The sequence below is a fragment of the Haematomicrobium sanguinis DSM 21259 genome, assembly GCF_000688395.1.
Taxonomy (GTDB): Bacteria; Actinomycetota; Actinomycetes; order Actinomycetales; family Micrococcaceae; genus Haematomicrobium; species Haematomicrobium sanguinis.
This window is the reverse complement of record NZ_JIAG01000001.1, coordinates 319,600-346,311: the sequence shown is the minus strand read 5'-3', so window position 1 is coordinate 346,311 and position 26,712 is coordinate 319,600. Positions and strand designations below refer to the sequence as shown.

24 protein-coding genes, 1 tRNA gene and 1 pseudogene are annotated in these 26,712 nt (G+C 61.9%); 11 read left to right on the top strand and 15 right to left on the bottom strand.

Going from position 1 to position 26,712, the window contains the following annotated elements; genetic code table 11:
* Positions 1–13: 13 nt before the first annotated feature.
* The 6 genes and pseudogenes from manD to O148_RS17670 all read right to left on the bottom strand — a co-directional run.
* On the bottom strand, positions 14–1,240 hold the full coding sequence (gene manD, locus O148_RS0101640; RefSeq protein WP_026529534.1) for a D-mannonate dehydratase ManD: 1,227 nt from the start codon (positions 1,238–1,240) through the stop codon (positions 14–16).
* Positions 1,227–2,597, bottom strand: a complete 1,371-nt coding sequence (locus tag O148_RS14135) for a mannitol dehydrogenase family protein (protein ID WP_051619683.1) — start codon at positions 2,595–2,597, stop codon at positions 1,227–1,229. Before O148_RS14135 ends, manD begins: the two co-directional genes overlap by 14 nt.
* The gene (locus O148_RS0101630) at positions 2,590–3,495 is read right to left on the bottom strand and encodes a sugar phosphate isomerase/epimerase family protein (RefSeq protein WP_240470756.1); all 906 of its coding nucleotides are present in this window, start codon (positions 3,493–3,495) and stop codon (positions 2,590–2,592) included. Before O148_RS0101630 ends, O148_RS14135 begins: the two co-directional genes overlap by 8 nt.
* Positions 3,492–4,658: a Gfo/Idh/MocA family protein gene (locus O148_RS14130; RefSeq protein ID WP_240470755.1), complete on the bottom strand. Its 1,167-nt coding sequence runs from the start codon at positions 4,656–4,658 to the stop codon at positions 3,492–3,494. The genes O148_RS0101630 and O148_RS14130 overlap by 4 nt, the downstream gene beginning before the upstream one ends.
* Entirely contained in the window at positions 4,655–5,485 is an 831-nt protein-coding gene (locus O148_RS0101620; protein ID WP_026529532.1) for a sugar phosphate isomerase/epimerase family protein, read from the bottom strand. The genes O148_RS14130 and O148_RS0101620 overlap by 4 nt, the downstream gene beginning before the upstream one ends.
* Positions 5,485–5,580: pseudogene (locus O148_RS17670) on the bottom strand (carbohydrate ABC transporter permease); the annotation flags it as partial. The pseudogene O148_RS17670 and the gene O148_RS0101620, both read right to left, overlap by 1 nt.
* A gap of 163 nt (positions 5,581–5,743) precedes the next feature.
* Here O148_RS17670 and O148_RS0101610 point away from each other — a divergent pair.
* From O148_RS0101610 to O148_RS0101590, 5 genes are all read left to right on the top strand, one after another.
* On the top strand, positions 5,744–6,775 hold the full coding sequence (locus O148_RS0101610) for a LacI family DNA-binding transcriptional regulator (protein ID WP_026529531.1): 1,032 nt from the start codon (positions 5,744–5,746) through the stop codon (positions 6,773–6,775).
* Entirely contained in the window at positions 6,772–8,244 is a 1,473-nt protein-coding gene (gene uxaC, locus O148_RS0101605) for a glucuronate isomerase (RefSeq protein WP_026529530.1), read from the top strand. The genes O148_RS0101610 and uxaC overlap by 4 nt, the downstream gene beginning before the upstream one ends.
* Before the next feature lie 112 nt (positions 8,245–8,356).
* Entirely contained in the window at positions 8,357–8,911 is a 555-nt protein-coding gene (locus O148_RS0101600; RefSeq protein WP_026529529.1) for a hypothetical protein, read from the top strand.
* Positions 8,912–8,976: 65 nt separating this feature from the next.
* A complete protein-coding gene (gene purD, locus O148_RS0101595; protein ID WP_026529528.1) occupies positions 8,977–10,287 on the top strand; it encodes a phosphoribosylamine--glycine ligase in 1,311 nt (436 codons plus the stop codon).
* A complete protein-coding gene (locus tag O148_RS0101590) occupies positions 10,287–11,177 on the top strand; it encodes a phosphoribosylaminoimidazolesuccinocarboxamide synthase (protein WP_026529527.1) in 891 nt (296 codons plus the stop codon). Before purD ends, O148_RS0101590 begins: the two co-directional genes overlap by 1 nt.
* Before the next feature lie 33 nt (positions 11,178–11,210).
* Here O148_RS0101590 and O148_RS0101585 read toward each other — a convergent pair whose 3' ends face one another.
* A complete protein-coding gene (locus tag O148_RS0101585) occupies positions 11,211–11,465 on the bottom strand; it encodes a type II toxin-antitoxin system RelE family toxin (protein WP_026529526.1) in 255 nt (84 codons plus the stop codon).
* Positions 11,465–11,731: a type II toxin-antitoxin system prevent-host-death family antitoxin gene (locus O148_RS0101580; RefSeq protein WP_026529525.1), complete on the bottom strand. Its 267-nt coding sequence runs from the start codon at positions 11,729–11,731 to the stop codon at positions 11,465–11,467. Before O148_RS0101580 ends, O148_RS0101585 begins: the two co-directional genes overlap by 1 nt.
* Positions 11,732–11,887: 156 nt before the next feature.
* On the opposite strand from O148_RS0101580, the gene O148_RS0101575 reads away from it, so the two are divergent.
* On the top strand, positions 11,888–12,319 hold the full coding sequence (locus tag O148_RS0101575; RefSeq protein ID WP_026529524.1) for a DoxX family protein: 432 nt from the start codon (positions 11,888–11,890) through the stop codon (positions 12,317–12,319).
* A 78-nt stretch (positions 12,320–12,397) separates the two neighbouring features.
* On the opposite strand, the gene O148_RS0101570 is transcribed toward O148_RS0101575, so the two are convergent.
* From O148_RS0101570 to O148_RS0101555, 4 genes are all read right to left on the bottom strand, one after another.
* The gene (locus tag O148_RS0101570) at positions 12,398–13,486 is read right to left on the bottom strand and encodes a lipid II:glycine glycyltransferase FemX (RefSeq protein ID WP_026529523.1); all 1,089 of its coding nucleotides are present in this window, start codon (positions 13,484–13,486) and stop codon (positions 12,398–12,400) included.
* On the bottom strand, positions 13,487–14,428 hold the full coding sequence (locus O148_RS0101565; RefSeq protein ID WP_026529522.1) for a lipid II:glycine glycyltransferase FemX: 942 nt from the start codon (positions 14,426–14,428) through the stop codon (positions 13,487–13,489).
* A gap of 66 nt (positions 14,429–14,494) precedes the next feature.
* Positions 14,495–15,934: a sugar porter family MFS transporter gene (locus O148_RS0101560; RefSeq protein WP_035744402.1), complete on the bottom strand. Its 1,440-nt coding sequence runs from the start codon at positions 15,932–15,934 to the stop codon at positions 14,495–14,497.
* Between the two features lie 157 nt (positions 15,935–16,091).
* Positions 16,092–17,402 (bottom strand): MFS transporter, encoded by a 1,311-nt coding sequence (locus tag O148_RS0101555; protein ID WP_026529520.1) that lies wholly within the window; start codon positions 17,400–17,402, stop codon positions 16,092–16,094.
* 96 nt (positions 17,403–17,498) lie between these two features.
* Between O148_RS0101555 and O148_RS14125 the strand changes: the two genes are divergently transcribed.
* The 4 genes from O148_RS14125 (at position 17,499) to O148_RS0101535 (ending at position 21,226) form a co-directional block, all read left to right on the top strand.
* Positions 17,499–18,290, top strand: a complete 792-nt coding sequence (locus tag O148_RS14125; RefSeq protein ID WP_035744229.1) for an IclR family transcriptional regulator — start codon at positions 17,499–17,501, stop codon at positions 18,288–18,290.
* 354 nt (positions 18,291–18,644) lie between these two features.
* Positions 18,645–19,724 (top strand): cupin domain-containing protein, encoded by a 1,080-nt coding sequence (locus tag O148_RS0101545; RefSeq protein WP_026529519.1) that lies wholly within the window; start codon positions 18,645–18,647, stop codon positions 19,722–19,724.
* Positions 19,721–20,551: a fumarylacetoacetate hydrolase family protein gene (locus tag O148_RS0101540; protein WP_026529518.1), complete on the top strand. Its 831-nt coding sequence runs from the start codon at positions 19,721–19,723 to the stop codon at positions 20,549–20,551. The genes O148_RS0101545 and O148_RS0101540 overlap by 4 nt, the downstream gene beginning before the upstream one ends.
* 3 nt (positions 20,552–20,554) lie before the next feature.
* Positions 20,555–21,226 (top strand): maleylpyruvate isomerase family mycothiol-dependent enzyme, encoded by a 672-nt coding sequence (locus tag O148_RS0101535; RefSeq protein WP_026529517.1) that lies wholly within the window; start codon positions 20,555–20,557, stop codon positions 21,224–21,226.
* Positions 21,227–21,303: 77 nt separating this feature from the next.
* Here O148_RS0101535 and O148_RS0101530 read toward each other — a convergent pair.
* The 3 genes from O148_RS0101530 to O148_RS0101520 form a co-directional block, all read right to left on the bottom strand.
* A tRNA-Pro gene (locus O148_RS0101530) sits at positions 21,304–21,377 on the bottom strand.
* A 272-nt stretch (positions 21,378–21,649) separates the two neighbouring features.
* On the bottom strand, positions 21,650–23,458 hold the full coding sequence (locus O148_RS0101525) for an ABC transporter ATP-binding protein (protein WP_026529516.1): 1,809 nt from the start codon (positions 23,456–23,458) through the stop codon (positions 21,650–21,652).
* A complete protein-coding gene (locus tag O148_RS0101520; RefSeq protein WP_075204237.1) occupies positions 23,455–25,350 on the bottom strand; it encodes an ABC transporter ATP-binding protein in 1,896 nt (631 codons plus the stop codon). The genes O148_RS0101525 and O148_RS0101520 overlap by 4 nt, the downstream gene beginning before the upstream one ends.
* 318 nt (positions 25,351–25,668) lie before the next feature.
* Here O148_RS0101520 and O148_RS0101515 point away from each other — a divergent pair, with 318 nt between their 5' ends.
* A complete protein-coding gene (locus O148_RS0101515; protein ID WP_026529514.1) occupies positions 25,669–26,643 on the top strand; it encodes a trypsin-like serine peptidase in 975 nt (324 codons plus the stop codon).
* Positions 26,644–26,712 lie beyond the last annotated feature (69 nt).

Here is a 26,712-nt window from a genome sequence, read left to right as displayed (position 1 = left end):
TCCCCCGGCGCGGTTACCAGTCGTGAACAGTGCCGTCCTTGAGCCTATTGAATGGCAAGTAGGCGCGCTCGTACGGGTATTTCTCGGCGGCATCTTCATGAAGTTCGACGCCGATGCCCGGCTTATCGCCCGGGTGCAGCAATCCTTCACTAAAGGAAAATGACTGCTCAAAAACCTCGTTAGTTTTCTTGCCGTGCTTCATGTACTCCTGGATACCAAAGTTGTGGATCGCCAAATCGAGATGAAGCGCCGCAGCCATCCCTACCGGAGAAATATCGGTCGGTCCATGGATGCCGGACTTGATCTGATACTGCGCGGCAAAGTCCATGATCTTCTTCATTGGAGAGATGCCGCCGGTATGTGTCACCGCCGAGCGCACATAGTCAATCAATTGATCCTGAATGAGGGTTTGGTAATCCCACACGGTGTTGAACACCTCGCCAATCGCGAGCGGCGTTACTGTGTGCTGGCGAACCAAGCGGAGCGCGTCCTGGTTCTCGGCGGGAGTGCAGTCCTCTAACCAGAACAGGTCATACGGCTCCAAGTCCTTTCCGAGCCGCGCCGCTTGAATCGGGGTCATGCGGTGGTGGCCGTCGTGCAAGAGCGGCAGTTCCGGGCCGAACTCGTTGCGCACCGCCTCGAACACCGTGGGGATATGGCGCAGGTAGGCACGCGTGTCCCAGTCCTCTTCCGCCGGAAGCGCCTGCCGCCGCGCGGGCTCGTAATCGTAGCGCACGCCATCGCTCGATTGGGCAGCGACCCCGTACACCGCGTCAATTCCGGGGACGGCGGTCTGAATGCGAATCGACTTGTAGCCCTGATCCAAGTGCGAGCGGATGGAGTCAAACAACTCGGGAATGTCCCTACCGGAGGCGTGACCATAGGCCATGCACCCGTTCCGCGAAGCGCCGCCAAGTAACTGGTACAGCGGCATATTCGCCGCTTTCGCCTTGATATCCCACAGCGCCACATCCACTGCGGCAATGGCGGCCATCGTCACCGGCCCGCGCCGCCAATAGGCGCTCCGATACAGAAACTGCCAGGTGTCCTCAATGCGGGAAGCATCACGGTCAAGTAGCAAGGGAACCACGTGCTCCGTCAGGTACGCGGCAACGCTCAACTCGCGGCCGTTCAACGTTGCGTCACCAAGACCGGTCAGCCCATCCTCGGTGGTGAGCTTGAGCGTCACAAAGTTGCGGTCTGGACTGGTGACAATGACTTTGGCGTCAACGATCTTCATGGTTCTCCTTAGTAGAGGCGGGTATACGCAGGTTGTCGATGACATCGACCAGTTCTTGGGGCGGCTCGATCGGGTCAGCGCCGGATACCGGCAACGTCCACTGCAACGCTTCGCGGGTGGAAAGCCCCGCAAAATCGGCCCACGACGCGACGGCCTGCTCATGCGCGGGCGCTTTCCGTCCCTGTTCCCAGGCGGCCCACAAGACCGGCCCGATCCGAATACGCATTTTCTCGATGCCGCCTTCGGCGATTTGCGCGAGCTCATGGTCCAGGTGCGGGTTCGCGAATCGCGACAGTAACCGCGCCGTATAGTTCTCAATGTCCGTGTCCGAGAAGGGTATGTTGCGCGAAGCATCCCGCCACAGCTGCGATACCATCTCGCGCAACTCTGGGTCGGCAATAGCCTCGCGGACCGTGGCGAACCCCCGCGCTAGACCCGCGTACGCCAGCAGGGAATGGGCGGCATTGAGCAGGAGCAGTTTTCGTTGGGTGAACGGCTCGAGCTCGGACACCACCTGCGCTCCCGCGAGTTCCCACTCCGGCCGCGCACTCGTGAACCCATCGGCGATGTCCCACTCGCGGAACCCCTCGGTGACCACCGGCGCCCGGTCGAGGTCGCCGCCCGGTAGTGTCTGCGTAACGTCGGAGTCTGCGGTTCGTGGCGTAATGCGATCCACCACGGTGGACACAAACCCTACGTAATCGTTCAACCACAGCGCATAATCCTCATAACGATCGCCAGCGAGCGCCGAGGCAGTCTGCCGGACGAGGTGCCCCAAGGTGTCGCCGTTATGGGCGATATTGTCGAGGCTCAGCACCGAAAGCGGCCCCGCCCCGGCCAGAAAGCGCTCGAAAATGGCGACCGCCAAGCGACCCAGCGCCGAGCCCGCAAGTTCGCCACGCGCGCTCGCGGTGCTCTCACCCCCCGGCAACACATGGATCTCCGGGTCCACTCTGAAGCCGCCCAGGTTGTATCCGCCTTCGGTCACCGTCACGGTCACGATGCTCACCTCGGGGTCGCGCAAATACTCCACCAAAGCGTCCAGATCATCCCCGCCGTGAGAGGCAATGAGCGGGGTCATGACCTTCGTGGACACGCCGTCGGTATCTCGCACCGTGAGCGTGTACAGGTTGTCCTGCGCTCCAAGCACCTCGGCCATGCGCGCACTCCGCCCGGTAAACCCGGCAATGCCCCACTGCGCTTCCACCGGGAGCGTCTCGTTGACGCGCTGCGTGTAGTCAAAAAGGTGCGCCCTGGCGAAAGCCCCCAGCCCAATGTGCACAATGCGCACGTGCGAGGGGCGCACCAACGAATCCGGTGCGCCGGCCACGGCCTGGATCGCTGACTTGTCAGTCACCGTAGTGCTTGGCCGCGAGTCCGCGGATGTACGCGAGGTTGTGTTTGATCCGATCGGCAAGCGGTTCGGTCTCGGAGAAATCCTCCATGGTGATCCAGCCCGTGTACCCGACGCGCGCCAGACCCGCGAGATACGCATCAAGGTCGGCAATGCCACGCCACATCGGCGTCTGCTCCGGACGCCAGCGTTGCGCCGCGACTCCCTCCAGTCCGGCCGCCGGCTCTTCCTCGCCAGCAACCCAGCGGCTGTTCTTCAAGTGCACGTGTGCCAGGTACTCGCCCAAGATCTGGAATCCAAAGAGATAGTCCTCTTGGCCCTCAACCACCATGTTTCCCGAGTCGTGGATGACTCCAATGTGTTCCGGATCGAGCCCTTCCACCAGTCGCAACGCGCCTGACGCGCTCGCCGCAATCGTGCGGTGGTGCATTTCCACGAGCACCTTCACGCCGAGGTCCTTCGCCCGCTCCACGGCCCACGCCAAGTCCGCACGTGCAGCAGACACCATTTCTCGCCCGTCGGTTCGCTCATCGAGTTCTCGCGAGGATCCGAGCCACTGCATGGTGAGCCGCACTTGCGGGGCGCCCATTGCGGCGGTTGCCTCCAGCATCGTCGCGGCACCCTCGCGATTGGACGCCAACTGGTACCCGCCCACCCCGGAAATCGACAAACCCGCCTCCCGCGTCTGCTCGGCGATACGCGGTGCCGCCTCGAGGATCCCGGTGAACGGGATCGTCGCCCGATTGCCCATCCAGAACCCGGTGCCATCGGAGGGCGCCTGGTCCACCACACGCCACTCAATCCCCTGATAACCGGCACCGGAAATTTCCGCGAGCGCTTCCTCCGGTGTCCAGTCCGGTGTGGACGCGGTAAAAACCGAATACTTCAAACCGTCACTCACTTGCCAGCCTCCTTAGCTGCCGCGCCGCCCACCAAGGGGGCAACGCCGTCGTACTTTCCATCCCACACATCCTGGAACTGCACCGGCTCACCCAAGGTGGCCGAAATGTACACCGCGCGGATCGTAGCGAGCGAGCGCGCCGCCTCCGCGATCGACACCAGCGGTGCCGGACCGCCATCGAGACCGGCCGCGAAATCCTGATACTGGCGGATGTGGCTGCCGGGATCCTCGGTGGGGTCTTTGGCCCCGGTGGGGATGTTGCCAAGCTCGGCGACCGCCGCCTCGGTCTGCGGGGACGCGCCCAACACGCCGAACTGGCCGATGTCCTCGCCCTCGACGGCCTCGCGATAGTACTGCAGCCGGTCATTCTCAATAATTGCAGACCCCTGCGAGCCCATGATTTGCAGCCGCGCGAAGAGCCCCGGGTAGGCCGCGGTGGTCGCGTGCAAAAGCGCGAGCGCCCCGGACTCGAAGGAGATGACCGCGACCGCGGTGTCCTCCACCTCGATGCCCTCATGCGCGGCCAGCGCGGTAAACGCGGTAATGGTTTTAGGCACCCCGAGCATCCAAATGAGCAGGTCAAGCTGGTGCACGCCCTGGTTCATGAGCGCGCCGCCGCCGTCCATTGCCCACGTGCCGCGCCAGTCGCCAGAATCGTAATACGCCTGGCTGCGGTACCAGGAGAGCGTGGCGATCGCGGAGGTGATGCGCCCCAGCTTGCCCTCCTCGATCTTTTTCTTGACGAATTGGCTTGCCGGGTCAAAGCGATGCTGCGAAATGACGGTATGTACGGCACCGGTTTCCTCGGCGACCTTCAGCGCCTCGCGCGCCCGCGCCACATTCGTGTCCAGCGGTTTCTCAATGACGACTGCCTTGCCCGCCTTCATCGCAGCGACCGCCTGCGCCACGTGCAGCCCGGAGGGGGTGCCGATTGCCACCACATCGACGGCGGGATCGCTCAGCGCGTCATTCAGCGTCGCGTACACCGCCGGGCGCGGGTTGCCCTGTTCGGCAACCGTGTCCGCGAGCCGTTCGGCGGCTTCGGTGATGGGATCCACCACCGCGACGGCGCGCAGACCGTCCACATAATTCACGCTCTCTGCGTGCGTGCGCGAGATATTCCCGGCGCCCACAATCGCGACGCCGCGTTCTTGAGCATTCACTCGAATGTCACTCCTTGATCTTCTGCGATCTTCCTGAACGCGCGGGTTGCGCGCCCAAACTCTGCCGCCCCGGAGAACCCGCCGGAGCTCGTGTACTGCGCCAAATGCGGCTCCATCGACGCGAAACCTGCATATCGGCGATCCACCAGCGCCTGCACGATCTCGGCCACCTCGCCGTCGCCGTCCCCGGATGCCGTCACTTCCTGATCGGCAAACCGGGCGTCCTTGACCTGCAGATAGTCCACCCACGGCTGCACCAACGGCCACGCCTCGGTATACGGCTTGTCCCCGACTTGCACAAAGTTCGCCGGGTCAAACGCGGCGCGAAAATTCGGGTGATCCACCGCCTGCAGGATCTCGGCGCAGGCCGCGCCGGTATCGCCATAAATGTCTTTCTCGTTTTCGTGCAGCAGGGTGATTCCGTTTTCGCTCGCGCGCTCGGTGAGCGCTTTGAGCCGAAGTACGACGGCGTTGCGCACCTGATCGCGCGACTTGCCCGGGTAGTAGAAGGAGAACATGCGAATGTTGCCGGTTCCCAAGGTTTTGGCGGCGTTAATGGCGCGGTCGAGGCGCTCTAGTTCATGCTCCGGCGGCAGGTCGATGTCCACCTTGCCAATGGGGGAGCCGATCGCGGAGACACCCATCTCATATTTGGCGAGGTAGTCCTTGAACTCGGCGAGCTGATCCGCACTCAAGTCGATGACGTTAGTCTCCCAGGCGCTGCGCACCTCGACATGATTCGCGCCGAGTCCCTTCAGCACCGCCAACTGCACATCCGGGTTGGTGTCGATCTCGTCGGCAAACCCGGACAGTTTCCACGTGGGCATTACTTCACTCCTCCGGCGGTCAGCCCGCCAATTAGATAACGCTGGAAAATCAGGTACAGCAGCACGACCGGAGCGGCGCAAATGAGTGCGGCCGCGGCACCAATTTTTTTCATACGCACAGAAAACTCCTTTGTTTTGTCGATGAATGGCTGTGGTTGGAAGCGGCGGGATTTCCGCGGTTATCTCGAAGCCTAGGCACCCTTGCAACAATCTGGCAACCGTTTGCCAAAATTTGCCAGAGATGGTTGTCTTGGAGGCATGGCATCGAAGCCCGGAACCAAAGCGCCCACCATTACCGACGTCGCGCGCGTCGCCGGCGTGGCCGCATCCACGGTTTCCCGCGCGCTGAGCAACCCCGACCGCGTCAACGCGGCCACCCGCGAGCGCATCCTAGAGGCGGCCGGTTCCCTCCACTACATCCCCAGTTCCCAAGCGCGCGCGCTCCGCTCCGGACAAAAGCTTGCGATCGCGGTGCTAGTCCCAGACATCAGCAACCCGTACTACTTTGGCATCATCCGCGGGACGCAGCTCGGGCTCAAGGCCGCCGGGTACACCCAGCTACTGGTGGACACCGAAGAATCCGCCGAATCCGAAATCGCGAGCCTGCGAAAACTCCGCTCCTCGGTCGACGGCTTTGTCCTGACCGCCTCCCGCCTCACCCAGGACCAAATCGACGCTGTCGCCGCGCAGTCCGAACTCGTGGTCATCAACCGGCAAATCCCCGGGGTGCACACCGTCAGCGCCGACACCAGCATGGGCATGCGCCAGGCAATGGAACACCTCTCCTCGCTCGGGCACCGCCGCGTCGCCTACCTCTCCGGTCCCGCCTCGTCCTGGAGCAACGCGCAACGCTGGAATGCGGTGCGCACCTCGGCCAAAGCGCTCGGCATGCAGGCTTTCAAAACAATGGAACTGGCGCCCAACGTGGAATCCGGGGCGGCCGCCGTGGACTCGGTCCTGAATTTAAGTACGACGGCGTTGCTCGCCTACAACGATTTGCTCGCCGTGGGTGCCCAGTTGAGATTGCAGGAACGGGGGTTGCACGTCCCCAAGGACTTCAGCGTCGTGGGGTGCGACGATATTCAACTCTCCAAATTCTGTTCGCCCGCCTTGACCACAATTTCGGCGCCGATCGAGCAAGTGGGGCGCACCGCCGTCGGACTTCTGCTGCGGCAATTGCAAGGCGAGGGAAACGCCGAGGGCGGGAAACGGCATTTTGTTTTGCCCACGCATCTGACGATTCGCGCGTCGAGCGGGAGTGCGCCGAGCGCGCGGAAGGGGAAGCCATGAGTTCCTTGACATTGGACCCGGATCGATTGTTCCCGGTGGACGCGCGGGAGCGGGAGGTTGCGCGCGAGCTGTATGAGCAGGTGGCCGGGGCGCCGATTATTTCCCCGCACGGGCATGTGGATGCGGCGTTGCTGGCCGCCAATGAGCCGTTTGAGGATCCGGCCTCGCTGCTGTTGGTGCCCGACCACTATGTGTTGCGGCTCTTGCACGCGCATGGGGTGCCGTTGGATGAATTGGGTCGCGGGTCGGATGGCGCGGCTGGTCCGGCGAGTTCGGCGGGTTCGGCTGGCGCGGCTGCGGATCCGCGTGCGGTGTGGCGGTTGTTCTGCGAAAAGTGGCATGTTTTCGCCGGAACGCCGGTGCGGTACTGGTTTGAGTCGGTGTTTGCCGACGTGTTTGGGCTGACCTCGGTGCCGAGTGCGGAAACCGCGGATGCACTCTATGACGAGATTGCGGCGCTGCTGCGCGAGCCGGAGTTTTTGCCGCGCGCGCTGTTTGAACGGTTCAACATTGCGGTGTTGGCGACCACCGATGCGCCCGAGGATTCGCTCGCGGCACATGCTGCGCTGGCCGCGGACGAGTCGTTTAGCGGGCGGGTGCTGCCGACGTTCCGGGCGGATAAGTACATGGACCCTTCGTTGGCGGGGTGGGCGCGGGATGTGGCAGCTCTTGGCGAGATCGCCGGGGTTTCTACCGCCAGTTATGCGGGGTTGTTGGAGGCGTTGCGGTTGCGGCGTGCGTACTTTGCCGCGCACGGCGCAACCGCGACTGACACCGGTGTGGTCGATGCGTGGGCGGTGCCGCTGTCAGATTCTGAGGCGGAGCGGATTCATCGAGCCGGGATGGCTGGCGGTGCTGGCGGTTCTGGTAGTGCCGGCGGTGCTGTCTCTCCGGAGGATGCCGCCGCGTACCGGCGCAACATGCTGTATCAGTTTGCGTTGATGAGCCGGGATGACGGTCTGGTCATGCAGCTGCATCCGGGGGTATTGCGCAATCACCACCGCCCGACCTTGGAGCGGTTTGGGCCGGACACCGGTCACGACCTCCCGTTGCTCTCCTTCTATACGGAGCCGCTGCGCGCCGTGCTGGAGGACATCGGCACGGATCCGGCGTTCCGGATGGTGCTGTTCACCGTGGATGAGTCGGTGTTTTCCCGCGAATTGGGGCCGCTGGCCGGGTTTTATCCGAGCGTGTTCGTGGGCGCGCCGTGGTGGTTTTTGGATACGCCCTCTGCAATTCGGCGTTTCCGCGAGGCGGCGACCGATTCGGCCGGCTTCTATAAGACGAGCGGGTTCATCGATGACACCCGAGCGTTCTGTTCGATCCCGGCACGGCACGACATGTCGCGTCGGCTGGACGCCGGGTTCCTGGCCAATCTGGTGGTGACCGGGCAATTGGGACGGGAGGAGGCCGGGGTGATCGCGCGCGACTTGGTCGACGCGATCCCGCGGAGTGTTTTCCGGCTCTAAGCAACAACGGCGTTTCCGCTTCATTCCCCTTCGAGTGAAGAATTGCTACGCTTCGGGCAAGAGATAGACCGAAGGAAGCCGGCTACATGATGAGTCACCACGAAGCGTCCATATGATTGAAAAATTGTGTGCCGACAGAGAGCGCGTGATCGGAAGGGCCCTTCAGCGAATCTCGTTCGTGGAATGGTTGCATCGCTTTCGCGGCTCCTCGGCGGTACGGATTTGTGAGGTGCTTCTGGGGAACGCATCATTCATGATCACGGTGAACAGCGGCAATTCATTTCTGCTCTCTCTCGACTCTGAGGTAAACGATATCTGCAAGAAGATAGGGGTAGATTCTCCTACCGAGGCTGAACTCGAGGTCTACGCAGATCAGGTCAGAATTCCACCGCCCGACGACAGCTTTCAACAAAATTGGATCGAAGCACTGAGAATTCTGGGCTACTATCCCGATTTCGTCTCTAGTCGCGAGGTCGGATTGCAGTGCAGGCGCGTCAAGTGGATTGACAATGGCGTTGCGGTCCAACTGTCGAACGGCATTATCAGCCACGAATTTACGCTCAATTGGGATGTCTCTCCCTCAGACGACTTCCCCCTTGACCTCGCTGAGATGTTTGCGGATCAGGTTTCGGGCGAGTTCCAATTCCGCCGTCCTGAAAAAATGTAGCGACGTAGCGGCTAACTCCCTTCTGGCAGGCTGGCGGCCCGGCACTTCAGATAGGCTTGGGAACTGTGAAAGTACTGGTTCTGGGCCCGGGCGGCCGCGAGCATGCCATCATCCGAGCGCTTCTGAAAGACCCTCAAGTTTCCGAGGTGCACGCCGCGCCCGGAAACGCCGGGATCGCCGACCTCGTTCCAACCCACCAGATCAACGCGAACGACCCGGCTGAAGTCCTCGCTCTCGCCACGAAACTCACCCCAGACCTCGTGATCATCGGGCCGGAAGCTCCCCTCGCCGCGGGTGTTTCCGACATACTGCGAGACGCGGGGTTCAACGTGTTTGGGCCGAGCCAAGAGGCCGCGCAGCTCGAGGCTTCCAAGGCGTTCGCTAAGCAGATCATGGCCGCCGCTAATGTCCCCACCGCCATGGCCAAGGTCGCGAACAACCGTGACGAGGCCGAAGAAGCTCTTGACACCTTCGGCGCCCCCTACGTCGTCAAAGATGACGGGCTCGCAGCAGGTAAGGGAGTGGTGGTTACCGAGGATCGCGACGTCGCACTCGCCCATGCCGAGGAATGCTTCGCGGCCGGCGGGACGGTGGTCATTGAGGAATATCTCGACGGTCCGGAAGTAAGCCTCTTTGTCATCAGCGACGGGCGCACCGCACTCCCGCTCCAACCGGCGCAAGACTTCAAGCGCATTTTCAACAATGACGAAGGTCCCAACACCGGCGGTATGGGCGCCTACACTCCACTCGACTGGGCGCCCGCCGGGCTCGTTGACGAGGTCATGAATCGCATTGCCCTCCCGACTATCGAGGAAATGGCCCGCCGGGGAACACCGTTCGTGGGCGTCCTGTATGTCGGTCTCGCGCTGACTTCGCGCGGCACCCGCGTGGTCGAGTTCAATGCCCGGTTCGGCGACCCGGAAACTCAAGCCGTTTTGGCTCGCCTCAAGACCCCGCTCGGTCAGCTCCTTCTGGCCGCGGCGACGGGCCAGCTGGATGAAGACGAGCAGCTCAATTGGGACCCGCGCCCGGCCGTCGCCGTGGTCCTAGCCTCGGCGAATTACCCCGATACCCCGCGCACCGGGGACCGTATTCGCGGGGTCAAGAAGGCGAACCGCCTCCCGGATGTGCATGTGCTGCACGCGGGGACCAAGAGGGACGACGGCGATAAGCTCCTCAGTGCCGGAGGTCGCGTTCTTGCGGTGGTTGCTTTGGGCGAGGACCTTGTTCAAGCGCGCGAAGAAGCATATGCCGGCATGGATTTGATCGAACTTGAGGGCGGGCAGTTCCGGACCGATATTGCGGCGAAGGCAGCCGCTGGAAAGATTCAGGTTCCCGGTGCTTCGGATTCTGCTTCAACCGGAGGCGTGCGCTAGTGGGTTTTGAAGCCGAAATTGTCGACGTACCTGGCTGGAAGCACCTCTATTCGGGCAAAGTGCGGGACCTGTACGTTCCCGAAGACCAGAGCATTACCGATCGCGTTCTGGTGGTTGCGAGCGATCGCATCAGCGCATTCGACTATGTGCTTTCCACCGAAATCCCGGACAAGGGCAAGGTGCTGACCAAACTCAGCTTGTGGTGGTTTGACCAACTCGACTTTCCCAACCACGTCATTTCTACCGAGGTGCCGGATGAGGTTGCCGGACGCGCGATGATCTGCGAGAAACTGGATATGGCACCGATTGAATGCATCGCCCGCGGTTATCTGACCGGCTCGGTCCTTGGCGACTACCAACGTACCGGCACGGTTTCCGGGCAACGGCTCACCGATGGTCTGGTGGATGGATCCCGTATCGATCCGCCGATTTTTACCCCGAGTGCCAAAGCAGAATTCGGCGAGCACGACGAAAACATTGACTTCGCCGGGACGGTCGAGCGCGTCGGCGAACCGATGGCGGATGCTCTGCGGGAAGCAACCCTCGGCATCTATGGCCAAGCCGAAAAGATCGCTCGAGAGCACGGAATCATTTTGGCGGACACCAAGTTCGAGTTCGGCACGGATGCCAACGGCGTGCTGACCTTGGGGGACGAAGTGTTGACCCCGGACTCGTCCCGGTTCTGGGACGAAAAAACATATCAGCCGGGAGGGCCCCAACCGTCCTTCGACAAGCAGTTTGTCCGCGACTGGTTGACCTCGCCCGAAGCTGGCTGGACAGATCGAAGCACCGAGCCCCCGGCGCTCCCAACCGATATCGTGGAGAAAACCCGCGCCCGCTACATCGAAGCGTACGAGCGGCTCACCGGCAACACCTTCGATCAAGTTTAGGTAACTGGCTACTTCCTACCTGAGAAGTCCGATTCAGTAGACCTCCCGGCGATGTGCAACGCGGAGGACAAGGACAGTAATCACCTCGTCATGAATCTCGTAGATTACGCGGTAGTCGCCAATGCGAATTCTCCAGGAATTGTCAGCGCCACTGAGCTTCTTAACCCCCGCTGGGCGAGGATTGTCGCGAAGCTTGCCCAACGAGGATTCGATCCGGCGCCGAATGCCAGCGTCTAGCTTGCGTAACTGCTTCGCTGCCGCCGCGGTGAATTCGACCCGATATTTCATCAGGAGTTTCGAGTCTCGGCCTGCAATTCTTCGAGACTGACGCGAGTTCCATCATCCTCGGCTTTAGCAGTTTGATAAGCATGCAGGTCAGAAGCGTCCTCGAGTGCCTCAAGCAACTCCAGATCTTCGACGCTGATCAACGCCGCCGTAAGCTTCCCGTGCTTAGTGATCCCCACACGCTCTTGCCCGTAGCTTGCTGAGTTGATGGCGTTGGACAGCGAGTCCTTCAACTGCCCCACCGTGAGATTGGTCGTCGTATGTGCCATACAGATATTGTACCGTTTTGGCCTATTTGGCCAAAGGGAAGCATTTCAAGAAATTTCTGTCGTGAAGAACCTCGGGGGTGTCGGTGAACCTCCAGCACCGCTGGCGCGTCTTACTGGGTATTGCCCGAATTCACGCTCACAACGGAGGGACTACTCATGCAACCATCTGGATCTGTTTCGCTCGGACTTCTCATTCTTCGCCTGGCCGCGGGCATCACGCTGCTGGTACACGGTTGGCAGAAGTACTTTGAGTTTGGGCTTGTCGGGGTACAAAAAAGCTTTGCGGGCATGAACGTGCCGCTCCCGGAGGTCTCAGCCGTTTATCAATCGACCTTGGAGTTGGTTGGTGGCATCGCGCTCATTGTCGGCTTAGCAACCCGCATCGTCGGCGTGCTGGTCGCGATCAGCATGGCCTACGCGGCGTTCGCAGTGCACTTGAGCGCGGGATTCTTTGCCGTGGATGGCGGTTACGAGCTTGTCATGTTGATTGGAGCGGCCGGCCTCGCGCTCGCGTTCACCGGTCCGGGCCGCGCATCCATCGACGGTCTTTTGTTTGGCCGCAATCGCAGCCGCACTGAAGACGTCTAAACCAGAGGGCTGCTCGACCCATAACAGTTATGGGTCTAGAAGCCCTCAATTCTAGACCCCGCGGCTCGCTCGCGCCGTCTAGTACATTGCGTCGTGGAATTTGCGGCGGTGCAGTTTCGCGAGCGCCCGCTCGCCGAAGGACATCCACAGCCGGTACTTCCAGGGCACAACAGCCTTGTCGAAAGCGCCCACATAGTCGGTGATGTGCTTCTCAAAACCGGTCTTAAACCGGGCGAGCCCGTGGAAGGGGTGCGTCTTGTCATCAACGCGGTCCGAGGGCGGTGCACCGACGAGGTCATAACTGGTGTACCCGCGCTCGGCGAGCCATTCCATGATCGCGTACTGCAACAAATGGCTCGCCCCGTACACCACCTTTTCCCGCACGGACGCGCCGTCCTTATAACTGCCGACGGTGCCGAGCAACATGACGAAGGCACCGGCAATCACGGCGTCGCCGGAATAGACAAAGAACAATTGCCCCTTGCCGGTCGCGTCATAGTCCTGCCACAGCGCCCGGTAATACTCGAAACTGCGCACATCAAACTGCCCGGCCGCGGTCTGGGCGTAAATGTCATACATGATCCGGCAGTTCTCATCTGTCGCGGCGACCGCTTCCACCCGAGCGCCCTCGCGCACGGCCCGGTTGATGTCGGTGCGGTGCCGCGGCCGGAATTTCGCCTTGGCCGCCTCGGCGCCTTCGGACAGATCGACAATCACGGTGGATTGATTCACCTGAACGGCGCCGACCGGCACAAATCCCAGCCGCTCAATCTCGGCGATCGCGCTCCACTTGTCCACACCGCCCGAAGCGCCCGAGCCGCCCTCACCAACAGCCTCGCCGCGCAGTATGTTCGGCTCCACCTTGTACCCAAACACTCCGGCGCCACGGGCGAAGGACTCAAAGGACTCGGCAAACTCACGCAACCCCGAAACGGTCGTCACGTTCGGGCCCTTGGGGAAGTACCAGAACTTCCCTAGACCGGGAAAGGACTTCTCTAGGGCCAGATGCCCGCCGAAGTCATCGACAATGTAGCGCGGCCGCCAGCCCCGCCGCTCCTTCGCCCGGCCAAACTCCACCGACTGCAAAACATCCGCACCCTGCGGGTTCCCGGCCACAAAATTGTCCCAGTCGGCAATTTCCGACTCGCTCGCGAAACGAGTGGGCATCTACTTCCCCCGTTGCTGAATTTTGCGGGCCAGCGAATACAACCAGTACGCGGGCTTATTCACACCCAACTCGTATGTGGCCGAAAAATCGTGTTGGTAACCGCCATAGGTCTTCTTGAATTTCGTGAAACCCGCCCACGGGTGATCCGGGTCCTCCGAATCGGTGATCCCGTAAAAGTCGAAAGTCTTCTGCCCATCGTCCTTGGCGCGCATAATCATTTCCGCCAAAAGCACCGTACTGGCAGGCAATTTACGGAATTCGTGGCTAGCCGCAGCATACGCGTAATAGGTGACCTCATCGCCGTCGTACGATAATGCCGCCCCAATCGGCTCTGTGGTGCCGTCCTCTTTAGCTAAATCAATGAAATGCAAGCGCGCGAAGCCGCGCGGCATGAGGGCGCGCGCTTGGGTGCGGAAGTATTCGTCCTCATGAAAATTCACGTCATTCGCGTCTTCGACGCCGTGCATGAGCCGAATTAAATCCTCAACATCCGCGGGATCGGTCGAAACCCGATAACTCATACCCTTTTTCGTGTAATTGCGATACAGGTTCCGCTTTTTCCCGGCCATGCCATTCAGGATCGCCTCGGCGTCCTGAGTGAGATCCAGCCGCCAGGTGTGCTCGGGCTGCGAGTGCTTGATCGGCTTAAGCCCGAGCGCGGCGATCGCCCCAGGAGTCAGCCCCGGCCCGCTCGGCTGCACGCGCACATACGCGGCCTTCACCTGCTTGGCGAGCGCCACGAGCGCCGTCAAAGCGTCCTCGAGCGCCGCCTCGGAATCGACGGTCGGGCCGTAGGGGGTATAAAGCCGCTTGAGCCCGCCGCCGCCATCCTCCTCGACGGCCAAAAACTCCCACCCGTCGCCGGAGCGCCGATGAGTGGTGTGCCCCATCGCCTCGTGAAACACGGACCATGCCTCGGACTGCAGAAAGTGAGAGTTCATATCGGCTCCACTTTATCAGCGCGCATTTGCGTATCCGGGCAGTGAAGCACGACGGCGATGCTCACCTTACGCCCGCAGCTTGCGTTCCTTGCGGCTCGGCTTAGCGGTGAACAGTGTTTCCGCTTCTTCCAGGGACATGCCGTTTGTTTCGGGGATCTTCGTGAGCACAAACACGAAGGAGAGGAGCGCGAAGAGAGCGTACATGCCGTAGGTGAGCGGCAGGCTGAGCCCCGCCATGACCGGGAAGCTCACGGTGATCAGAAAGTTTGCGATCCACTGCGCCATGGCGGCGACACCGAGCGCCTTCGCCCGGATGCGGTTCGGGAAGATTTCGCCCAGGAGCACCCACACGAGCGGGCCCCAAGAGGCGCCGAACGCGATGACGAACACGTTCGCGGCGATCAGCGCAATGGGGCCCCAGGCGCCATGCAGGCTAACTTCGGTTCCGGTGCCGCTCGCAGTGGAAAACGCAATGGCCATGGTTCCCAGCGAGATCGCCATGCCGATGGAGCCGGCGAGCAGGATGGGGCGGCGGCCGATGCGGTCGACAAGGGCAATCGCGACGATCGTCACCAGGACGTTGGTCACCGAGGTGATCACCGAGATGAATAGCGAATCCGACTCTTGGAACCCGACCGAGCGCCACAGCGTGGTCGAGTAATAGAAGATGACGTTAATGCCCACGAACTGCTGGAACACCGAGAGGATGATGCCGATCCAGACAATGGGCAGAAGCCCGAACTTGCCGCCCCACAACGAAATACGGGCGAGTTTCTTGTCCTCGGCAATGTTGGAGCGGATTTCCCGTTCCGCCTTGGCGATGTCTTCGGCGGGCCAGACCATCTGGAAGACGCGGTGTGCTTCCTCTTCCTTGCCCGTTTGCATGAGGTAGCGCGGGGATTCGGGGACCCGCCAGGCAAGAATGCCGTATGCGATCGCTGGGACAGCACCGGCAAGGAACATCCAGCGCCACGCCTCGATGCCAAACCAGAACGGTTCGGATGCGCCGCCGGCCCAGTTAGCAAAGAGCGCGTCGGAGAGGAGCGCCGCGAAAATACCGACCGTGATCGCAAGCTGTTGCAGCGAGGCGAGGCGCCCGCGGATGAGTTTCGGCGAAATTTCGGCAATGTACATCGGGGCAATCACGCTCGCAATACCGATGCCGAGGCCGCCGACCACGCGCCAGAAGATGAGGTCCCACACCGAGAAGGCGAAGCCGGTGCCAATCGCGGAGATCAGGAACAGGCCCGCGCCGAGCAGCATGGTGGCGCGGCGTCCGTAGCGGTCGGCAACGCGTCCGGCCAGGTACGCGCCCAGTGCGCAACCTAACAGCGCGGAGGCGACGGCGAAACCGGTGAGCGCGTCGGAAAGTTCAAAGCGGCCCTGGATGGAATCGACGGCGCCATTGACCACCGAGGAGTCAAAGCCGAAAAGGAAGCCGCCGACGGCGGCCGATACCGCCAGCCCAATGACCTTTAACTTCAGCGCTCGTGCGGTAGGGGGCATCGCCGTCATTCTTCACATCTTTCACTCGCGTTTAGGCTAGGCAACTGCTCACTATACGCCTCGGAAAGCAACTTGCATTGCCGAGTTGCCATCTGCGTAGGTTTTGACGCGATCTTTCGCTACGCAAGTGGCAACTCGGCGCGGGCGGCGCGAGGCGCTACTCGGTGCTCTGCCGGTTCTTCACCACCGCGACGATCGTGGCGAGACCGGCCGAGGCGAGCGCCGCCGCCAAACCGAATGCGATGAAGTTGGATCCGACGCCGAGGTTCGCGGCCAGCAGCCAGCCGCCAACCTGCGGGGCGGCGACCGCGCCGATCCGGCCGACCCCGAGCGCCCAGCCGAGCGCGGTGCCGCGCAGGTGCTCCGGGTAGTTGTTGGCGATCGCGGCGAGAATCAGGCACTGGGTGCCGTGCGTGCCGATGCCCGCGAGGACGAGCAGCAGGTACACCAGCGCGGTTGGCGGATTCGTCAAGAGCAGGAGCAGACTCGCGGCCGCGATGATTGCTGTGATGCTGGCGACGCGGGTGGGGCCGAAGCGGTCGCCCGCCCACGCCGAGATGAAGGAACCGGCCACGGCCCCGAGATTCAGGGCCAGCGCGAAGGTGAGCGCGGAGCCGAGGTCGTGGCCGGCGGTCTGCATGAGGTTCGGCAGCCAGGTGCCGAGGCCATACCAGGCGAAGAGGGTCGCGAGGGTCACGAGTGCGAACAGCGCACTCGGAACGAGGTAGGGCGCGCGCAAAATCACGCCGAAGCCGGATTTGCGGGGGCGCGCGGTTGCGTCAGGCGCGGCGGCGGTGTTTGCTGGGGTGGCGCCGACTGTCGCGTCCGGGGCGGCAATGGTTTCCGGCAGGAATTTCCAGGCCAGCGGCAGGACCACGACGAGTCCGAGCGCGGCACCCCAGAACATGGATTGCCAACCGAAATTCGGGATGAAGCCGATGCCGAGTAGCGCCGCGATGGTGCCGCCGATCGGGACGCCGGACATCATGATGGTTGCGGTCATGGCGCGCAGGCGTTGCGGGACGAGGTCCGCGGTCAGCGCGTTAGCGGCCGGCATGAGCCCGCCGAGACCGAGCCCGGCAACGAACCGGCACACGCCGAAAAAGACCGCGTTGGGGGCGAGCGCGCAGGCGATCGTGAAGATGGAAAACAGGGCGGTGCACGCGAGGACGGTGTTTTTGCGGCCCATCCAGTCCGAGAGGCGGCCGGCGAACAGCGCGCCAATCAGCATCCCCAAGAACGCGACCGATCCGAGCGTCCCGGCACCCGCGCGATCCAGCCCCCAACCGGTGTCATTAATGAGCGAACCTTGGACGGTTCCATAGACAATGAGGTCATATCCGTCAAAGACGATGAGCAGCCAGCACAGCACGACGGCGATGAGCGCCGAGCGTTGTAACGGTTGCCGTGGTTGCCGGCTCACCTGGGGGACGGGCCGGGGTTCGGGGGTGGTCTGTAAAGAGCTCATGAGTCCTCGTTGACATGGTAGTGAGCGGACGGTTGTGCTTGCTTTCGCTCCCCCAGAGTGTGTGTCACGCCACACAGTGTGCAATATTATTCTGCTATGCAGAACAAAACAAAGGCGCCAATTCGACGGAAGCCGAGCTACTTTTTGGAGTCGGTGGACAACGCGTTGCGACTCGTGCAGATCCTGCGCGACATTGGACATCTGCGCATCAAGGATGCCGCCGAGGAGCTCGGGATCGCGGGCTCGACGGCGCACCGGTTGATGGCGATGCTCGTATATCGCGGCTTCGCCGTTCAGGGGGAGAACAAGGAGTATTTGCCGGGGCCGGCGATCGGCGTGTCTCCGGCCGGGCTGGACTGGACGCGCGAGTTGCGCCGAGTTGCAACCCCGCACCTGGAGCTGCTGTCGAGTCGGTTGGGGGAGACGGTGAATCTCATGGTGCGGGTCGGGGCGAACATGCGGTTTGTTTCGAGCGTCGAGTCGACCCTGTATCTGCGGGTCGGAGACCGGCAGGGCGCGGTTTTCGGGGCGCATGCGACCAGCGGCGGGAAAGCGATTCTGGCGCAATTGCCGGCAGCGGATGTGCGGCAGTTGTACCGATCCAAGGGTGCCGAGTTGGCGGGGGATTACTTGGACGACGCGGAGTTCGAGTCCTTGGTGGCTGAGCTGGCGGTCATTCGGAGGACCGGATTCGCGGTGAATAAGGACCATACCGAAATCGGGGTTGCGGCCGTGGGGATGAGTCTAAGTAGCGCTTCGGGAGAGCCGATCGCGGCGTTCGCGGTGGCCTGCCCGACGACCCGTCTGGATCGGCTCTTGGAAAAGGGCAGTCTGGAGCTCATGCGTATGTGCGCCGAGTCCATCAACACCGCCCTAGCAACCCCCTAACCCCACAATCGACTGTGCAAAACACGCACGCGACACGCCGTTAAAGCGTGCATTATCTGCACAGTGGATAACGAGTGTGCGCTCCGTTGGGGATGTCGAGTGTGCGCTCCGCTGGCGGCTTTCGCGGGCGCCGGGCAGGGAGTGGAAAGAATCGTAATTCTGCACAGCGGAATAAGGTTGCTTCGGGGTATGGGGGATTCATAGCGTGAACCGTGCACCACCTCAACGTGCGAAGGAGCACCTGTGAGCACACCCAACCTTGACGGCAGCGCGCCAGTTGACGCTCTGCACTCGGAACCTGCCTCGACCGACTCGGCCGCCACCGAAGCGGCCGCCGCCAGCCCAGCCGCGGCGATGGACTCCGGCCCCGACATCGACCGGGAGGCACTTGATCAGTTGTACGCGGATTTTGCCGCGGAAAACCTCAACCCGTTGTGGACCCAGCTCTCGGACTTGATGCCTATGACACCGGAGCCGAAGGCCGTCGCGCACGTCTGGCGTTGGTCCACGCTGTACCCGCTGGCTGAACGCGCGGGCGACCTCGTTCCGGTGGGTCGCGGCGGAGAGCGCCGGGCCATTGCCCTGGCGAATCCCGGCCTCGGCGGTGCGCCCTACGTCAGTTCCACTCTGTGGGCGGCAATCCAATACTTGGGCCCCAAAGAGACAGCTCCCGAACACCGGCACTCGCAGAACGCGTTCCGTTTTGTGATTGAGGGCGAGGGCGTCTGGACTGTGGTCAATGGCGATCCGGTGGCGATGCGACGAGGGGACTTTCTGCTGACGCCGGGGTGGAATTTCCACGGACACTACAACGAGTCCGAGGCACCCATGGCCTGGATAGACGGGCTGGACATCCCCTTTGTGCACTACATGGACACCAGCTTCTTCGAATTTGGGTCCGAACGCGTCACCGACGAGGCGACTCCGGACATTTCCCGAGCCGAACGATTGTGGGCATATCCAGGTCTCCGACCGCTCTCCGGCCTCGACGCGCACACCAATTCTCCGATACACGCGTATCGGTGGGAGTACACGGATAAGGCGCTCGCCGAGCAGCTCCTCTTGGAGGATGAAGGCCAACCCGCCACGATCGAGCCCGGACACGCTGCGGTGCGGTATTCCAATCCCACGACTGGCGGCGACGTCATGCCCACGCTCCGCGCGCAGTTCCACCGTTTCCGCGCGGACGCGTCGTCGCGCACGCGCCGCGATGTCGGGTCTTCGGTATGGCAAGTATTTGAAGGGGCCGGCACGGTCACGTTGGGTGATGAACAGACAGAACTTGGCAAGGGGGATCTGTTTGTGGTCCCCTCCTGGGTCCCCTACTCCATACAGGCGGGAGCCGAGGGCATCGACCTATTTGAATTTTCTGACGCGCCGATCGTGGAACGTCTGAGCTTTAACCGCACATTTATCGAAGGGGTAACTCCGTGAAGCTTGCAACTCTCCGACTCTCCGGTGCCGCACCGGCAACAACGGCCGCGATTCTTCGCGGCGACACGCTGGTAGAGATTCCCGGCTACGCAGATGTAGGGGAGCTGTTGCAGGTTGCGGGCTGGAAAGGCATTGCAGAGGCGGCGATTGGGCCCGAACACGAGGCAGCCACGGCGGACCTTGCCCCCGTCGTGACCTGGCCTGAGAAGATCGTGTGCGTCGGGCTCAATTACCGCAACCACATTAAGGAAATGGGGCGCGAGCTTCCCGAGTATCCGACACTCTTTGCCAAGTATCCGGATGCCCTGATTGGCCCGCGCGACGACATTGAACTGGCGCCAGAATCCGATCAGATTGATTGGGAGGCGGAGCTCGCCGTCGTAATTTCCAAACCGGCCCGGCGCATCAGTGAAGCCGAGGCAGGAAACTATATTGCCGGCTATGCCGTGCTCAATGATGTGACCATGCGGGACTGGCAATACCGTAGCCCGCAATGGTTCCAAGGGAAGACGTGGGAGGCCACCACGCCGCTGGGGCCGTACTTGGTCACGCCGGATGAGTTTGAGCTGGGTGCCACGATGACCGGTTCTGTGAATGGGCGGGTGGTGCAGCAGGTGTCGACTGGTGACCTGGTTTTCACGCCGGAGAAACTGGTGTCCTACATTTCGACAATCTTTACCTTGCGTCCCGGGGACGTCATCGCGACCGGCACACCGGGAGGCGTGGGGCACGCGCGTAAGCCGGCGGAGTACTTGGCAGATGGCGATATTCTGGTGACCGAGATCGACGGATTGGGTCGGCTCGAGAATCGTGCGGTGAAGGGGTAGCAGATGGTTGCCCGTTTCGATCAGGTGCGCTCCCCCGAAACGCGGGAGTGGTTGCTCCAGGCGCGGCGCGGGACGGCGTATTTCGCGCGGAAGTTGCGCGAGCTGCCCGATGCTGACCTATACGAGCCATCCGGGCTTGATGGGTGGACCCGCGCGCATGTTGTGGCGCACGTCGGGTACAACGCGCGTGGGTTGTCGCGATTGGTGAATTGGGCCGAAACCGGGGAGGAGACGCCAATGTATTCCTCGCCTGACGCGCGCAACGCGGAGATCGAGATGGGCGCGACCCTGAGCCCGATCGCGTTGCGCAACCTCTTTGATCACTCTGCAATCCACTTAAATGTGGAGTGGCGAGATCTGCCCGATGAGCGTTGGGATTTCCCCGTGCGCACCGCGCAAGGCCGAGAGGTGCCGGTCGCGGAAACGGTGTGGATGCGGATCCGCGAGGTATGGATACACGCGGTGGACCTGGGTAATGGCGCGCGATTCGCGGACTTTCCGCAGACGGTGCTGGAGAGGTTGTTTCGAGATATTTCCGGGGCCTGGGCGGCGCGCGGGGAAACTGTTTCGATTCCGGACGGCGCGATGCCCGATGTCGTCCAGTGGATGGCTGGCCGCGGTGGTCGCCTCGTGGCCGAACAGCCGGATCTGCCGGCCCCGCCCCGCTGGCTCTAGGCAAATTTAAGCGCCAAAATCGGTTTTCAGCGGCATGTAGGGCGCTGAAAACCGAGTTTGGCGCTTAAAAGTGAAAGTCGGGGTGACAGGATTTGAACCTGCGACCTCGTCGTCCCGAACGACGCGCGCTACCAAGCTGCGCCACACCCCGATTCGCCGCCGCGCCTGCGCGGAAGCAACCGTTAAAGAATAGTACGGATTGCGCCATGTCCCCAAAACGCCAGATGAACGACGGCGATGCTCGCCTTCATCACGCGTTCGCGCCGGGTGCTTGGGTCACCCGAGCAGTTCTCGTGAAGCCGCGATTTTAATGAGCGAGCATCCCGCCGCGGTGCACACTCGAAATCGACTGTGCAGATAATGCACGCTTTAACGGCGTGTCGCGTGCGTGTTCTGCACAGTCGATTTGGAGGGGGAGGGGTTTTAGACGAGGGAGTCTTTCCAGGCGCGGTTGAGTTGCGCGAACCGGCCGTCGCCCTCGGAGAGTTCTTCCGGCGTGCCGTCTTCGGCGATCGCGCCATCGTGAATCACCAGGACGCGGTCGGCAATCTCCACCGTCGAGAGCCGGTGCGCAATGATGATCGCGGTTCGGTTGCCGAGCAATTTCGCCAACCCTTCTTGAACCAACCGTTCGCTGGGGATGTCCAGCGAACTCGTCGCTTCATCCAAGATCAGCACCGCAGGATCGGCCAAGAACGCCCGGGCAAAGCTCAACAACTGCCGCTGCCCCGCAGAGACCCTGCCGCCACGTTTGTTGACGTCGGTGTTGTATCCCTCGGGCAGGCTCATAATGAAGTCGTGCGCGCCCACCGCCTTCGCCGCCGCCTCGATTTGCTCCTGCGTCGCGTCCGGGTTGCCAAGGGCAATGTTTTCAGCAACCGTCCCAGAGAACAGGAACGCCTCCTGCGTCACCATCACCACGGCGCGGCGCAAATCCTGGTTGGACAGATCGCGCAATTCCACGCCGTCCAACGTCAAGGACCCGCCGGTCACGTCATAGAACCGGGCAATGAGTTTCGCCAGCGTTGACTTGCCCGCACCGGTCTGCCCTACCACGGCCACGGTTTGACCGGCCGGAATGTCCAGGTTGAATTTCGGTAGGATCGTGGGCCCGTCGCCGTAACCGAACTCGGCGTCGGTGAACTTAATCGCACCGCGCGCGTCCTTGAGCGGCACCGGGTTCTTCGGGGAGACCACCGTCGGTGCTTCCTCCAAGAGCCCCGAAACCTTTTCCAGCGCCGCCGCCGCAGATTGGAAGGAGGAATAGAACGTCGCGATTTGCTCCACAGGTTGGAAGATCTGCTTGGCATAAAGCACCAAGGAGACCAAGGTGCCCACTGCGAGGGTCCCGTCGAGCACGCGGAAACCGCCAAAGAGCAGCACCGAAGCCACGGTCAGGTTGCCGATCAGGATCAGGCCGGGTTGCAGCACGCCGAACAGACGGATGGAATCCACCGTAATGTCGCGATACTCGTTGGCAAGTCCGGTGTACTTTTTATCGGCCGCCTTTTCCTTGCGGAACGCTTTGATGGCGCGTATGCCCGTCATGGTTTCAACAAAGTGCACAATCAATTGCGCCGAAATCACGCGAGACGCACGGAAAATGCGCTCGGACCTAATCTGATACCAGCGCGCTAAGGCGACGGCCGGGATAAACGCCACCACGACCACCAGGCCGCTGCGCCAATCCAGCGTAAAGATGGACACGAGCGTAAAGATCATGAAAAGGAAACCGGAAAACAGCGAACCGACGCCCTGGTCAAGAAGTTCGCGAAGCGCCTCCAAGTCCGAGGTTTGCCGCGCGATAATCCTGCCCGAGGTGTATTTCTCGTGGAATTCCAAGCTGAGCCTCTGCGTATGACGGAAGACACGCCGTCGTAATTCCAAGAGCATCGCTTGGGAGAGTTTCGCGGTGTAAAAGGTGTACAGCCCGAAGAGCACCCCGCCGGCAATTGCGGCCACAATGTACCCGCCGCCGGTGAGGCCGAGCGGCACCCAATTCCCCGATTGCAGGGCCACGATGGCATTGTTGATCGCCAGGCCGATGAGGGCGGGCCGGAGCACGCGTGCCAGCGTGGAGAGAATGATGAGCGTCAGCGTGCCCAGGACCAGCCGCAGTTGCGGTTTGATCAGGCTTCCGAGCAGGCGCAGGGAGCGCTGACGCACTTGTTTGCGGACGCCGCGCTCAAGGTCAAAGGCGTCTTCGTTGCTGGTGCCGATGGTCTCGCTCATGCCATTTCCCCCACTTCTTCCTCATCGCGGATGTCCTCGTCCAGCACGTCATCCACGGTGGTTTCCCGCTCCAGGGACGCGATGACAAAGCGGTAGTGCGCGTTGTTTGCCAACAGCTCCGAGTGCGTGCCGACCGCGGTGATCTTGCCGTCCTGGAGCAGTGCGACCCGGTCCGCGAGCATCACCGTTGAGGGGCGGTGGGCCACAATAAGCGTGGTCGTGTCGGCCAGGATTTCCCGAAGTTTCTCGGTGACGCGTTCCTCGGTGCGCACGTCCAGCGCGGAAAGCGGATCGTCGAGGACCAGGATCCGGGGCTTGGCCGCAATCGCTCGCGCCAAGGCGAGACGCTGCCGCTGGCCGCCGGAGAGGCTGAGCCCCTCCTCGCCGATCTTGGTGTCCAAACCCTCGGGCAACCGATAGGCGAAGTCCGCCTGCGCAACATCCAGCGCTTGTGTCAGGTCTGCGTCAAATGCGGGGTCCTCCGCGGCGCCGTCGGGCAGGCCCATCAGCGCGTTTTCCCGCACCGTGGTGGAGAAGAGGATCGAGTCCTCAAATGCCACCGAGACCAGCGTGCGCAAATCTTCAATGGAGTAATCGCGAATGTCGACGCCATCGATTTCCACGCCGCCCTCGCTCACCTCATAGAGGCGCGGCACCAGGTTGAGCAGCGTGCTCTTGCCGGACCCGGTCACGCCCACGAGCGCCATGGTCTCGCCGGGCCGCACGGTGAAATCAATGTCGCGCAGTACCGGCGGCAGGTTGCGCTTGGCGTCCGGGTAGCGGAACTGCACGTTGCGGAACGCCAGTTCGCCGCGCGGGTTGCTGGCATCGGCCGGGTTTTCCGGTTCGGTCAGCGGGTCGCGCTCATCGATGACCTCAAAGTGGCGGTCCAGCGCGGTCTTCGCCGTAAGGGTCATGCCAAGTAGCATGCCAATATTTTCCACCGGGCCGGCCATCACGACGGCGGTAGCAAAGAATGCGACCAGCGCACCGACACTCAACTCACCTCGAGCGATGAGGATAATTCCGGTAATTAGGGAGACTCCCAGCGCGGTTTCCGGCAGGGAAATCACGACGACGAGGAATCGCCCCAATGTTTTTGCTTTGAAAAGCTCGGTGACTTGGAGCTCGCGCGCTTGATCGCTGAAGGAATCAAGGGCGAAGCCGCCGCGACCGAACGCCTTGAGAACCCGAATGCCGTGAACCGACTCTTCCACCGAGGTCGCAAGGTCGCCGGCTTGCTCTTGGCTTTGCCGAGAGGCCGCGCCGAAGACGGTGCGGAACCGGAAGGCCGTAATGGTGACCGGGATCGCGGCAAGCAAGAAGAAGATGGCCAGGATCCAGTTGATCGTGAACATCAGGATGGTTCCGATGATCACGGTCAAAATGGAGGTGACCAAGAAGATGGCGCCAAACGCGAGCCAGCGGCGCACCAAGGAGAGATCGCCCATGGAGCGCTGCAGTAGCTGGCCGCCGGCCCACCTGTCGTGGAAAGAGACGGGAAGGGTGCCTAGGTGCCGAAAGAGGCCGACGCGCATTTGGGTTTCGACCGACATTGCCGGGGTGATGACCATGACGCGGCGAAGCCACACGAGGGTCGCTTCCAGAATGCCGAGCGCGGCAATGATCCCGACCGAGATCCACACGTCCTTGGTCTGGCCGTCTTCATGCAGCGTGTTGTTGATCATCGACTGGAGGACTTGGGGGATGAGCAGGGCGACGACGGAGGCGCTAAGCGCAATGAACAGACCGACGATGAGACGGCCAATCATGGGGCGCACATAGTCGAGGAGACGTCCCAGAGTGTGCCAAAGAGTGGTCTCGGTAGTGAGTGATTTTTGCGGTGCGTCGGATGGTTGCTCCCCTTGACGCGAGGAGGCGGAGCGGGACATGGATGACCTCAAAAGTTTCGTGCGAGCAATATTGTTTCCCGAGACAACTACTTTACGCCGAAAATTATTCAACTTACAGTCTTGTAACTCTTTCACTTTCGCGGTATTGAGGAGTGTCAATCGGAAGTCCCCGGTAGATTGGCAGGCGAACAATACCGCCCGGGTGCCGTACGGGCAAGACGTTTGGGGATTTTCAAAGTTTTTTCACCGAAACCTGTTCCGCAGCGCATTTTTCGGGTAGAGCATCACTAGTACTCCTGATGGAGGACCGGGCGTCAACGATGGTGCCCAGTCAGTGATCAGAAAGGGAGATCCCCCATGAAACTAGGTCGGTTGACCTCGGCCACGCTTTCCGCGTTGGCCATTGCAGCACTTGCATCCAGTACTGCGTTCGCTGCCCCGGGTGGCAACAATGGAAAAGGCGAGGAACAGCGTTTCAGCTCCAAGTCCATCACCTCACAGGAAGCTCAGGCTGCCGCAGAATACTGGACGCCAGAGCGCATGAAGAACGCGATCCCTGCCGACGTCCTCGCGCCGAAGGTGGATACCACCAAGAAGGCTCCGCAGGGTGTCGCCAAAGGAAACCCGCAGTCGGTTGCGGGCAAGGCGCCCACGGCCAAGAAGGGCGGCAAGACGCCGGAAGCCGGTAGCGAGAGCCCGGTACCGAACATCGGCAAGGTGTTCTTCAAGATTGGCACCTCTGACTACGTCTGCTCGGGCAACGTGGTGACCGCCTCGAACAAGAGCACGGTTTCGACCGCCGGTCACTGCGTGAACGCCGGGCCCGGCGCCTACTACACGAACTTTGTGTTTGTGCCCGCCTACTTGAACGGCAACGCCCCGTACGGCAAGTGGACCGCGCAAAGCCTGAACGCCCCGACCCAGTGGGTGCAAAGCGGTGACTTCGAATATGACACTGCGTTCGTGAAACTGAATACGCTTAACGGCCAGACCGTGCAGGATCGCGTTGGGTCTTCCGGTGTGGCGTTCAACCAGGCGACTGGTTTGACCTATAAGTCCTTCGGCTATCCGCAGGCTTCACCGTTTGATGGACAATCGCTCAAGAGCTGCACCGGTGCTGCTACTCCCGATCCCTACGGCTCCAGCACGCAGGGCATCAGCTGTGACATGACCGGTGGCTCATCGGGTGGACCGTGGTTCATCGGCACCAACCCGCAGGGTCAGCAGAACTCGGTGAACAGCTATGGTTACTCCAACGTTCCGAACAAGATGTTTGGACCTTATTGGGGTTCGGTCATTCAAAGCCTTTACAACACCGTTCAGGCGAGCTAACCGCGAGCTAGCTCAAGAGCGAGCACATCACTCGCACCCTTAGGCGAAAGCGCCATGGTCCAGAGCCGA

Excerpts from the sequence above, each read along its gene's own strand:
- manD (WP_026529534.1), bottom strand. The coding sequence starts at position 1,240 with ATGAAGATCGTTGACGCCAAAGTCATTGTCACCAGTCCAGACCGCAAC.
- O148_RS0101620 (WP_026529532.1), bottom strand. The coding sequence starts at position 5,485 with ATGCCCACGTGGAAACTGTCCGGGTTTGCCGACGAGATCGACACCAAC.
- O148_RS0101610 (WP_026529531.1), top strand. The coding sequence starts at position 5,744 with ATGGCATCGAAGCCCGGAACCAAAGCGCCCACCATTACCGACGTCGCG.
- uxaC (WP_026529530.1), top strand. The coding sequence starts at position 6,772 with ATGAGTTCCTTGACATTGGACCCGGATCGATTGTTCCCGGTGGACGCG.
- O148_RS0101600 (WP_026529529.1), top strand. The coding sequence starts at position 8,357 with ATGATTGAAAAATTGTGTGCCGACAGAGAGCGCGTGATCGGAAGGGCC.
- O148_RS0101585 (WP_026529526.1), bottom strand. The coding sequence starts at position 11,465 with ATGAAATATCGGGTCGAATTCACCGCGGCGGCAGCGAAGCAGTTACGC.
- O148_RS0101580 (WP_026529525.1), bottom strand. The coding sequence starts at position 11,731 with ATGGCACATACGACGACCAATCTCACGGTGGGGCAGTTGAAGGACTCG.
- O148_RS0101575 (WP_026529524.1), top strand. The coding sequence starts at position 11,888 with ATGCAACCATCTGGATCTGTTTCGCTCGGACTTCTCATTCTTCGCCTG.
- O148_RS0101570 (WP_026529523.1), bottom strand. The coding sequence starts at position 13,486 with ATGCCCACTCGTTTCGCGAGCGAGTCGGAAATTGCCGACTGGGACAAT.
- O148_RS0101565 (WP_026529522.1), bottom strand. The coding sequence starts at position 14,428 with ATGAACTCTCACTTTCTGCAGTCCGAGGCATGGTCCGTGTTTCACGAG.
- O148_RS0101560 (WP_035744402.1), bottom strand. The coding sequence starts at position 15,934 with ATGCCCCCTACCGCACGAGCGCTGAAGTTAAAGGTCATTGGGCTGGCG.
- O148_RS0101555 (WP_026529520.1), bottom strand. The coding sequence starts at position 17,402 with ATGAGCTCTTTACAGACCACCCCCGAACCCCGGCCCGTCCCCCAGGTG.
- O148_RS14125 (WP_035744229.1), top strand. The coding sequence starts at position 17,499 with ATGCAGAACAAAACAAAGGCGCCAATTCGACGGAAGCCGAGCTACTTT.
- O148_RS0101545 (WP_026529519.1), top strand. The coding sequence starts at position 18,645 with ATGGACTCCGGCCCCGACATCGACCGGGAGGCACTTGATCAGTTGTAC.
- O148_RS0101535 (WP_026529517.1), top strand. The coding sequence starts at position 20,555 with ATGGTTGCCCGTTTCGATCAGGTGCGCTCCCCCGAAACGCGGGAGTGG.
- O148_RS0101525 (WP_026529516.1), bottom strand. The coding sequence starts at position 23,458 with ATGAGCGAGACCATCGGCACCAGCAACGAAGACGCCTTTGACCTTGAG.
- O148_RS0101520 (WP_075204237.1), bottom strand. The coding sequence starts at position 25,350 with ATGTCCCGCTCCGCCTCCTCGCGTCAAGGGGAGCAACCATCCGACGCA.
- O148_RS0101515 (WP_026529514.1), top strand. The coding sequence starts at position 25,669 with ATGAAACTAGGTCGGTTGACCTCGGCCACGCTTTCCGCGTTGGCCATT.